Here is a 10,034-nt window from a genome sequence, read left to right as displayed (position 1 = left end):
GTGACAACGGCGCCGGCCAGCACGCCGCCGGCCACCTGCGGCCAGCGCATGGCGCGCGCAGGCGCCGCAGATCCCTCTTCGGCAAATACTTCCTCGGCGGCGCGGCGCAGGATCTGGCGCGTCACCTGCGGCTGGTTTTCCACGTAGGCGCCCAGCAGCGCACGGTCGCACAGCAGGTTGATGCGGCGCGGCACGCCCTTGCTCAAGGCGTGGATCTGCGCCATCAGGCGCGGCGCGAACGGCGTTTGCGCCGTGCTGCCCGCCACGGCCAGGCGGTGGTGGATGTAGCTGGCCGTCTCCGCAGCCGTCAGCGAACCCAGGTGGTAGCGGGCGATCACCCGCTGCGCCAGCTGCTCCAGCTCGGGGCGGGCCAGCATGGCGCGCAGTTCCGGCTGGCCGATGAGGATGATCTGCAGCAGCTTGCGCTCGCTTGTTTCCAGGTTGGTCAGCAGGCGCAGCTGCTCCAGCACGGCAGCCGACAGGTTCTGCGCCTCGTCGATGATCAGCACGTTGTTCTTGCCCTGCGCATGGCTGGCCAGCAGGTAGGCGTTGATGGCGTCGACATAGCCTTTTACGCTGGCCACGCCAGGCGCCAGGGCGATGCGGAATTCCTCGCAGATCGAATGCAGCAATTCTTCGACGGAAAGTTTCGGATTGAAAATATAGGCCAGCTGGCAATTCGCGGGAATCTGCTCCATGAAGCAGCGGCACACGGTGGTCTTGCCGGCGCCGATCTCGCCCGTCAGCAGCACGAAGCCGCCGCCGCTGCCCACGCCATACAGCAGGTGTGCAAGCGCCTCCCGGTGGCGTTCGCTCATGTACAGATAACGGGGATCGGGGGCGATCGAAAACGGCGATTGCTTGAGCTGAAAATAATGCGTGTACATGGAGACCCTGCGGTGAAACGATCAAAATGCGCTGCGGCAAACTGCTTCGGCAAGCCAGCGGATCAGCGGCTCAGCGGGTTTGCGCGGGCGGCAACGGCTTGTATTTGGCGCAATAGACTTTAGCCTTGCTGCGGAAGTAGACGATTTTACTGCCAGGCAGCGAACCACGGACAGGAAAGGCGGAATTATCGAGTTTATTGAACCGCAGGCCTGACGCGCTGCGGATGGCCGGCTCCAGCTTTTCCGGCGTCGTGTCCGCCACCACGCCCATGAAGACGAGGGGACTGGTGTCGTCGCTGACGATCACATCGGTAATGGGCGCGCCCCACAGGCTGGCATCCGTGCGGAACCAGTAGGCGCCCCCTTCGTGCTTGTAGGCGGGACCGAAGGCTGTCAGCAGATAGGCATAGAACGCCTTGTTGTCGATCTGGTCGACGCACAGCACGGCATTGCCCACCACCTGGCCAAACGTGGACGGCGGCGGCTTTTGCTGCGCCAGCACGCCGGACACGGGCGCGACAAAGGCCAGGCTGGCGACGGTGGCCAGCAGGACCGGCGCGCGCCATGCATGCGACGGGCGCGGCGACAGCAAGGGGCGGCGGGCCAGCATGATCAGCGCTTGCGCTCTTCTTTCTTGACCTTTTTCGCTTCCTTCTTTTCCTTCATGGTCTTGGCCGGTTCCTTCTTGGCTTCTTTCTTGCTGTCCTGTGCCTTGCTCATTGTCGACTCCATGCCTGGGCGGGAATGCCGCAACCATTATGACACCGCCCCATGAAAATGCCACGTCATTTCCCTGGTGCAATGAAGCGGACCCGGCCGATCATGCCGCGCATGTGCTTATCTGTAAAAAGACGTTTGCATTTTCAATTGATTGTGTTTTAATACACGCAATTTATAAAAACATATCTTTTCAGTGGAGGCTTGCCGCGCTGAAACTGCCAAACGACTGGGGACAGGACGTGGACCGGCATGCGCCGCGCCATGCGTATTCAAATGTAGCCCTGGACAATGATTACATGATGAGAACTATGATCCTGCTGGGCGCGGCCCTGGCGATCTGCACCACCGGGCATGCCGTAGCGTCAACGGGTACGGCTACGCACGCGGCCGCCGCGCCGCCAGCCTACGCGGCGCCTGCCGGCTCCGGTTTTCGCCAGGCAAGTTTTCGCCCGTCCCGCAGCAGCCTGCGCACGCGCCTGCCGCACGAACCGAGCACCTATTCCCTGCTGCTGGTGGCAATGGGATTGCTGAGCCTGCGCATGCGCACCCGCGTCCACAGCGAAAAATTCACGCCCCAATAAGAAAACGGCCGCGCAAGGCGGCCGTTCCAGTCGTACGTCAGTGCCAGATCAATGCAGGCACAGGCGGCGGCGGGTCTTTTCGATCAGCGCCGCATCATACGGGTACAGGTTCTCGATAAAGAACAATTCCGTTTCCGCCTCATCTTCCAGGCACATCTCGATCATGACCGGGCCATCGCTTTCGCGGCCCAGGAAATCCTTCGGCCAGCGGTTCTTGCGGTGCGTGCGCATCAGTTCCATGCCCAGCGCGGCCAGCGGCGCCGACACGCCGGCGGCCAGCGCCTCTTGCTGCCAGTCGTCCCAGTACGCGCTCTTTGCTGCCTTGTCGTTCATCATGCTCTTCCAACTCTGGTGTAAAAGGCGGACTGTACTCTTGATGGCTGGCCTTGCCAAGCATGCGCAGAAGCAACATCGCATGGCCAGCCGCGTACCAGTGGCGAAAAATTGGCATTAAACAAGGCCAATTTCAATACCATTCGCGACACACAAAATTTCCTTTAATAACAAACACTTGGCAATATGCACTCGGGTATGCCGTGGCATTCCCAAGTCCAATTATTAATACCACTTAAATACCTGTTGACAAGCCATCGAGGCAACAATATAGTGCCTTCAGCTTTTTCGCCGCCCGACAAATAAAAAAACCGAGACAGGCGCAATCAACCATAAGCCGGACTGCATAACCATGATCGAATACATAATCGGCGTCGACGGCGGGGGCAGCGGCACCCGCGTCCGCGTGGCACGCCCTGACGGCCAGGAACTGGCGCAGGGACAAAGCGGCCCTTCCGGCCTGGCGCACGGCATCGAACGCGCCTGGACTTCCGTGGCGCATGCCGTCACCCTGGCCTTCCGCGCGGCCAACCTGGAACAGCCCGCCCTGCAGCGCATGGCCATCGGCCTGGGCCTGGCCGGCGTGCACAACAAGCAATGGGCCGCCAGCTTCATCGAACACAATCCCGGCTATGCCCACGTGGCGCTCGAATCGGATGCGCTGACCACCCTGCTGGGCGCCCATTGCGGCAAGCCGGGCGCCATCGTGGCCATCGGCACGGGCAGCGTGGGCGAAGTGCTGCACGCCGACGGCAGCCGCCATGAAGTGGGCGGCTGGGGCTTCCCTTCCGGCGACGAAGCGGGCGGCGCCTGGATCGGCATGCGCGCCATCAACCATACGCAGCAAGTGGTCGACGGCCGCGTGCCCGGCAGCGCCTTCGCCACGGCCATCATCCACGCCTGCGGTGGCCACCGCGACGCCATGCAGGTGTGGCTGGCCGCCGCCAGCCAGACCACCTATGCGCAGCTGGCGCGCCTGGTGCTGGAACACGCGGCCAGCAATACGGTGGCACGCGCCATCCTGGCCGAGGCAGGGCAGCAGATCGCCCTGATCGCCAGGGCGCTCGACCCGGCCGGCACCTTGCCGGTAGCCCTGTGCGGCGGCCTGGCCGCACCCTTGTCGGCCTACCTGCCGGCCGAACTGCTGCAACTGGTCGTGCCGGCACAGGGCGACTCGGCGGCAGGCGGCCTGCGCCTGATACGCAACCATTTAAGGGAGCCATCGCCATGCTAGCCAAACTGTCCGCCTTCAAGCCCAATCCCGCCAGCGACACGCCGCTCTACATGCAGCTGGCGAACATGCTGTCGGACGGCATCGCCAGCGGCGACTGGCGCGCCAACCAGGCCCTGCCCTCGGAGCGCGTGCTGTCGGATATCCTGGAAATTTCGCGCGTCACGGCGCGCAAGGCCATCGACATGCTGTGCGACCGGGGCATGCTGACGCGCAAGCGCGGCTCGGGCACCTACATCACGCCGAAACTGGAACAGCCGCTGTCGCGCCTGACCAGCTTTTCGGAAGAACTGCGCCAGCGCGGATTCACGGCCGGCTCACGCTGGCTGCAGCGCGACATCGGCGCCGCGGCGCCGCTGGAACTGCTGTCGCTGGGACTGTCGCCGCACATGCCGGTGGCGCGCCTGCGCCGCCTGCGCACGGCCGACGAAGTGGTGATGGCGATCGAGACCACCACCATACCCGCGCTGTACATGCCGGACCCGCAGCAAGTCACCGATTCGCTGTACGGCTACCTGGAGTCGCGCGGCACCATCCCGATGCGCGCGCTGCAGCATATCCGCGCCGTCAACGCCACGGCGGAACAGGCCAAGCTGGCCAACATCAAGACGGGTGAAGCCATGCTGCACATCACCCGTGTCAGTTATCTCGACAACGGCGCGGCGGTGGAACTGACCCACTCGTATTGCCGCAGTGATTATTATGAATTCGTAGCGGAGTCGCGCAGATGAGCAGCACTATCAAAGGCAATATCCTTACCCCTGGCGGCTGGATCCACGGCGCCATCGCCTTCGGCGAGCGCGTCGACAGCATCGAGGGCGCATCCCTCCACCCGTCGAACAACAGCGACGACTATATTTTGCCCGGCTTCATCGACCTGCACGTGCATGGCGGTGCCGGCAAGGACATCATGGAAGGCGGCGAAGCCGTCTACGCCATCGCCGCCATCCACGCGCGCCACGGCACCACCAGCCTGCTGGCCACCACCATGACGGCGCCACCGGAAGACATCGACATGGCATTGACAGCCATCGGCGCCGCCGCCAAGGACCGCCGCCCGAACACGGCGCGCGTGCTGGGCGCCCACCTGGAAGGCCCGTACATCAACTCCGGCAAGCTCGGTGCGCAGCCCAACTATGCGCGCGCCGCCACCCTGGCCGAGATCGAGCGCCTGCAAACCCTGGCCAAGCTGCGCGTCATCACCGTGGCGCCGGAAATCGCCGGCCACCTGGACCTGGTGCGCGCCCTGGCCGACGCCGGCGTGCGCGTGCAGATCGGCCACACGCTCGGTTCCTATGAAGACGGCGTGGCCGCGCTGGAACACGGCGCCATGGGCTTCACGCATCTGTTCAACGCCATGAGCGGCCTGCACCACCGCGAACCCGGCATGGTCGGCGCCGCCCTGGCGCACGCCGAGTATGCCGAACTGATCCCCGACCTGCTGCACGTGCACCCGGGCGCCATCAAGGTAGCGCTGCGCGCCATCCCGCGCCTGTACTGCGTCACCGATTCGACGGCCGCCACCGGCATGCCGGACGGCGAATACATGCTGGGCCGCCACGCCGTGCAGAAATGCATGGGCGGCGTGCGCCTGCCCGACGGCACACTGGCCGGCAGCACCCTGACCCTGGACCAGGCGCTGCGCAACCTGGTGGGACTGGGACTGGACCTGGCCGACGCGTCCAAGCGCGTGTCGACCAACGCCGCCGATTACCTGGGCCTGGAAGAACGTGGCCGGCTGGCCCCCGGTACCTACGCCGATCTGGTTGTACTCGACCGCGATCTCAAACTCAAAGCTGTGTATATAGAAGGAGAAATCTGTGACCTCAATGATGCTTAAAGAAGCCATTTCCGCCGCCGAATGCGTCGCCCTGCAACTGGCCAGCGACACGGAACGCTACGCGGAACTGGGCCGCAAATTGAGGAGCACCTCGTTCTCGACCGCGCTGACCATCGCGCGCGGCAGCTCGGACCACGCCTGCAACTACGTCGCCTACCTGATCATGGCGCGCCTGGGCCGCGTCGTCGCGTCCTTGCCGATGTCGCTGGTGACCCTCAACAAGTCGCCGCTGGTCACGCGCGATACCCTGGCCATCTCGATCTCGCAATCGGGCCAGAGCCCGGACGTGGTCGAACCGATCCGCTACTTCCGCGACGGCGGCGCCACCACCGTGGCGCTGGTCAACGATATCGATTCGCCGCTGGCGCACGCCGCCGAGTGGGCCATGCCCCTGCGCGCCGGCAAGGAACAAAGCGTCGCCGCGACGAAAAGCTTCATCACCAGCCTGGTCGCCGGCGCGCGCATGGTGGCCCAGTGGCAGAACGATCCCGAGCTGCAGGCCGGCCTGGAAGCGCTGCCCGAAGCGCTGCTCGAAGCGACCCGCGTCGACTGGTCGCCCGCCATCGACGTGCTGGCCCCGGCCCGCAACATCATGGTCGTCGGCCGTGGCATCAGCTTCCCCGTGGCGCTGGAATCGGCATTGAAATTCAAGGAAACCTCGGCCCTGCAGGCAGAGGCCTTCAGCGGCGCGGAAATCAAGCACGGCCCGATGGCGCTGATCGAAGACGGCTATCCGCTGCTGATCTTCGCCACGCGCGGCCCGACCCAGGCCGGCCTGCTGCAGCTGGCCACGGAAATGCGCGGCCGCGGCGCCAAGGTCCTGCTGGCTGCGCCAGCCGACGTGGCCGAGCGCGACCTGACCCTGCCCGTGGCGGCCACGCCGGATCTCGATCCGATCGTTGCCATCCAGTCCTTCTACGTGATGGCGGCAAAACTGTCGGCCGCGCGCGGCATGGATCCGGATGCGCCGCGCCACCTGAGCAAGGTCACGAAGACCAACTAGGCAAGCAGCACCTGGCAGCCCCGGCCCCGGCACGGGACGGGGCTGCCGATAGCAAATAGAATATAAGCGACGGCAAGGGCATGTACCCGCGCCGCGGACTCATGGACATTGGGGCGCTACGCTCCAGGATAAAAATGACGATCAAGAGACTGTTGGCGGTGTTTGCCTGCGCGAGCCTGTTCGCGCCACAGGCATGCGCTGTCGAAAAAATCGAATTCTGGACCTTCAGCATGAAGCCCAAGTTCACGCCGTATTTCAATGCGGTGGTGGCGCGCTATGAGGCGCAGAATCCCGACGTCAAGATCGAGTGGATCGACTTCCCGTGGGACGTCATCCAGACCAAGCTGGTCACGCGCATCGTGGCCGGCACGCCGCCCGCGCTGGTCAGCCTGAACGTGCCCTGGGCCGACGAATATGCGCGCGACGGCCTGCTCACGCCCGTCGACGCCTTGCTTGGCGAAGCGCGCGCCAGCTACCTACCCAGCGCCCTGGAAGACTTGCGCTTCAAGGGCCGCACGTATGGCTTCCCCATGTACAGCAATGTCGCGGTGATCGCCTTCAATACCGCCATTTTCAAGCAGGCGGGCCTGTCGCGCGGCCCCACCAGCCTGGATGAACAGCTGGCCTTCGCGCGCCAGATCGCACAGCGGACGGGCAAGGCCGGCATCGCCCCCGCCCTCTCCAAGATCGATGGCCTGTTCATGCAGCAGGGCCTGGCCGTGATCGCCAACAACCGGGCCGTCTTCAATTCGCCGCAGCACGTGGCGCTGGTGCAGAAACTCGCCGATACCTACAAGGTTGGCGGCCTGCTGAAGGAAAGCCTGTTCGCCGAAGATAACTTCCCCGCCGTGATCGACGCCTACAAGGGCGGGCGCCTGGGCATGCTGCTGGCGCCGCCGACGGCCATGCAGCGCATCCGCAGCGACGCGAAGGACATCTACGCCATCACCGATGTGGCGCCCGCGCCACTGGGCCCCACCGGCATCGCCGACGGCGGCTGGCTGGTGCACTTCGCCATTCCGAAAGGCGTGTCGATGCGCCTGCTGCCCTCGGTGGGCAAGTTCGCGCGCTTCCTGACGGGCGATGAAAACCAGCTGGCGTTCGCGCGCCAGGCCAGCGTCTTCCCGACCACCATCAAGGCGGCCGCCGACCCGTTCTTCCTGTCCACGCCGAAGCACGCGGGCGCGGCCGAAAAAGCCGTGGCCGCCGGCGCCATGTCGATGAACCACTCGCGCACCCTGTACGTGGCCGGCATCGACGACTACGACGAACTGCGCCGCTCGCTGGTAAAAGCCGTCGAGGCAGGCGTCACGGGCAAGCAGGATGTCAGGCAGGCGCTGGACCAGGCCGTCGCCATCTGGAACAAGAAGCTGGCCACCCTGCCGCGCCACTGAGGACACCATGAAACTTGCCCACCGCCACAGCCTGCAAGCCTGGCTGTTCCTGACCCCGGCCCTGCTGCTGCTGGCCGCCTTTTCCTTCTGGCCCGTCGGCTATGGTTCCGTGCTGGCCTTTACCGACTACAGCCTGATACGCGAGACGCGCTTCGTCGGCCTGGATAATTTCCGCTACATCTTCAATAACGAGATGTTCGTCTCGGGCCTGAAAAACTCGCTGATGTTTTTGCTGATGGTGCCCTTCGTGCAGATCGGCGCCATTACCCTGGCCGTGCTGGTCAACAACCGCCTGCCCGGCATCCGCTTGTTCCGCGCCGCCTTCTACGTGCCGGTGGTGACCACCGTGTCCGTGGTCGGCATCATGTGGGGCTTCATGTTCCACGAGCAGGGCGCGCTGAACTACGTGATGATGACGTTGAAGCTGGTGAATGCGCCCGTCGGCTGGCTGTCGAACGACAGCCTGGCCCTGTTTGCCGTGATGTTCGTCACCCTGTGGCGCGGCCTGGGCTGGTACATGGTGATGTACCTGGCGGCGCTGCAATCGATCCCGTCGGACATGCAGGAAGCGGCCATGCTCGATGGCGCCAGCCGCTGGCAGCGTTTCTGGAAAATCACCGTGCCGATGCTGCGCCCGACCATCATGCTGTGCTCCATCCTGTCCGTGCTGGCGGCCTTGAAGGCCTACCAGGAAGTCGACGTGCTGACCCAGGGCGGCCCGATGAACTCCACCTTCACGGCGCTGTACTACGCCTACGACCAGGGTCTCAAACACTTGAAACTGCCGCGCGCGCTGGCGGCCAGCTTCGTCGTCTCGCTGTTCTGCATCGGCATCGCCCTGCTGTGCCTGCGCTACCTGAAACCCAAGCACCGCTGATAAGGGAATGACCATGACCACCCGTTCCCGCCCATTCAAGAGCCGCCTGCGGCGCATCGGCCAGCATGCCGGCCACTACGCCGTGCTGTGCGCCATCGCCGTCGTCTGCGTCTTCCCGTTCTGGTGGACGCTGGTGACGGCCATTTCCACGGAAGGCAATATCTTCGCCTTCCCGCCCACCTTCTGGCCCAAGGCCCCTTCGTTTGAAAACTTCATCGAAGTATTCAACGCGATTCCCATCTGGTCGTTCTTCAAGAACTCCGTGCTGATCGCCGTGTTCACCGTCTTCTGGAAACTGCTGCTGTGCTCACTGGCAGCGTATCCGCTGGCGCGCCTGAAGTTTCGCGGCCGCAAACTCGTGTTCGGCCTGATCCTCGCCACCCTGGTGCTGCCGTCGGAGGTGAACTTCCTCGTCAACTTCATCACCATCACGCAAATGAGCCTGGTCGACACCTACACGGGCGTGATCCTGCCCAACGTGGTGACGGCCGTGGCCATTTTGCTGCTCAAGCAGGCGTTCGAGGAAGTGCCGCAAGACCTGATCGATGCGGCGCGCGTCGATGGCGCGTCCGAGTGGATCATCTTCAGCCGCATCATGCTGCCGCTGATCACGCCGTGGCTGGCCACCGTCGGCATCCTGACGGCCGTCGAATCGTGGAATGAATACATCTGGCCCTCCATCGTCATGAGCAAGCCCGACGAATTTCCCCTCTCGGTGGGCGTGCTGTATTTGCGCGGCACCTTCGGCAGCAGCACCCGCGTGATCGCCGCCGGCACCCTGATCACCATCGTGCCGACCCTGCTGGCGTTCCTGTTCACCCAGCGCTTCTTCATGCGCGGCATGGACGGCGCCGTCAAATGAGCGCCGGCATCGCCACCGACCTGCGCCTGCTGGCCGGCCAGCTGCTGATGACGGGCGTCGCCGGCACCGAGCTCGATGCGGCCACGGCGCAGTGGCTGCACGAGAGCGGCATCCGCGCCGTGTGCCTGCGCGCAGACAACATCGCCGACAAGGCGCAGCTGCTGCGCCTTACCTCCGCGCTGCAGCGCGTGCTGGGCGCGCAGGCGCTGATCGCCATCGACACGGCCGGCGCGCCATCGAACTGCCCGGCCTGGCTGGCCAAGCCGCCCACGGCCATGGCCCTGTGCGCCGAAGGCGACGCCAGCC

Annotated in this window: 11 protein-coding genes and 1 pseudogene; 9 read left to right on the top strand and 3 right to left on the bottom strand. The window is 64.7% G+C overall.

Annotation, left to right across the window (positions count from 1 at the left end):
- Together JaAD80_RS18895 and JaAD80_RS18890 are read right to left on the bottom strand one after the other, a co-directional pair.
- A partial coding sequence (locus tag JaAD80_RS18895) for an ExeA family protein (protein ID WP_146012425.1) occupies positions 1-887 on the bottom strand: 887 nt, incomplete at its 3' end.
- A gap of 70 nt (positions 888-957) precedes the next feature.
- The gene (locus tag JaAD80_RS18890) at positions 958-1,497 is read right to left on the bottom strand and encodes a hypothetical protein (protein WP_102296304.1); all 540 of its coding nucleotides are present in this window, start codon (positions 1,495-1,497) and stop codon (positions 958-960) included.
- Positions 1,498-1,645: 148 nt separating this feature from the next.
- On the opposite strand from JaAD80_RS18890, the gene JaAD80_RS30395 reads away from it, so the two are divergent.
- On the top strand, positions 1,646-2,188 hold the full coding sequence (locus JaAD80_RS30395) for a hypothetical protein (protein WP_146012424.1): 543 nt from the start codon (positions 1,646-1,648) through the stop codon (positions 2,186-2,188).
- Positions 2,189-2,236: 48 nt separating this feature from the next.
- Here JaAD80_RS30395 and JaAD80_RS18880 read toward each other — a convergent pair whose 3' ends face one another.
- Complete coding sequence (locus JaAD80_RS18880; protein ID WP_180979476.1) at positions 2,237-2,521, bottom strand: hypothetical protein; 285 nt, start codon at positions 2,519-2,521, stop codon at positions 2,237-2,239.
- Between the two features lie 352 nt (positions 2,522-2,873).
- Between JaAD80_RS18880 and JaAD80_RS18875 the strand changes: the two genes are divergently transcribed.
- The 8 genes and pseudogenes from JaAD80_RS18875 to JaAD80_RS18840 all read left to right on the top strand — a co-directional run.
- Positions 2,874-3,755, top strand: coding sequence for a BadF/BadG/BcrA/BcrD ATPase family protein (locus tag JaAD80_RS18875; RefSeq protein WP_102296298.1), 882 nt, complete (start codon positions 2,874-2,876; stop codon positions 3,753-3,755).
- Positions 3,749-4,483, top strand: a complete 735-nt coding sequence (locus JaAD80_RS18870; RefSeq protein ID WP_070282815.1) for a GntR family transcriptional regulator — start codon at positions 3,749-3,751, stop codon at positions 4,481-4,483. The genes JaAD80_RS18875 and JaAD80_RS18870 overlap by 7 nt, the downstream gene beginning before the upstream one ends.
- Positions 4,480-5,592, top strand: a complete 1,113-nt coding sequence (gene nagA / locus JaAD80_RS18865) for an N-acetylglucosamine-6-phosphate deacetylase (protein ID WP_102296297.1) — start codon at positions 4,480-4,482, stop codon at positions 5,590-5,592. Before JaAD80_RS18870 ends, nagA begins: the two co-directional genes overlap by 4 nt.
- Positions 5,582-6,595: an SIS domain-containing protein gene (locus JaAD80_RS18860; RefSeq protein ID WP_102296295.1), complete on the top strand. Its 1,014-nt coding sequence runs from the start codon at positions 5,582-5,584 to the stop codon at positions 6,593-6,595. The genes nagA and JaAD80_RS18860 overlap by 11 nt, the downstream gene beginning before the upstream one ends.
- A gap of 134 nt (positions 6,596-6,729) precedes the next feature.
- Positions 6,730-7,989 carry an ABC transporter substrate-binding protein gene (locus JaAD80_RS18855; protein ID WP_102296294.1) on the top strand — a complete coding sequence of 420 codons (1,260 nt, stop codon included), beginning with the start codon at positions 6,730-6,732 and terminating at the stop codon, positions 7,987-7,989.
- Between the two features lie 7 nt (positions 7,990-7,996).
- A complete protein-coding gene (locus tag JaAD80_RS18850) occupies positions 7,997-8,866 on the top strand; it encodes a carbohydrate ABC transporter permease (protein ID WP_102296292.1) in 870 nt (289 codons plus the stop codon).
- Positions 8,867-8,879: 13 nt separating this feature from the next.
- Entirely contained in the window at positions 8,880-9,728 is an 849-nt protein-coding gene (locus tag JaAD80_RS18845; protein WP_102296305.1) for a carbohydrate ABC transporter permease, read from the top strand.
- Positions 9,725-10,034 (top strand): annotated as a pseudogene (locus JaAD80_RS18840) (beta-N-acetylhexosaminidase); the annotation flags it as partial. The gene JaAD80_RS18845 and the pseudogene JaAD80_RS18840, both read left to right, overlap by 4 nt.

Origin of the sequence: Janthinobacterium sp. AD80 (genome assembly GCF_002878455.1) — a bacterium.
In the GTDB taxonomy this organism is placed as follows: domain Bacteria; phylum Pseudomonadota; class Gammaproteobacteria; order Burkholderiales; family Burkholderiaceae_D; genus Janthinobacterium.
The sequence above is the reverse complement of the archived record's forward strand: the minus strand, read 5'-3'. Positions and strand labels throughout refer to the sequence as shown.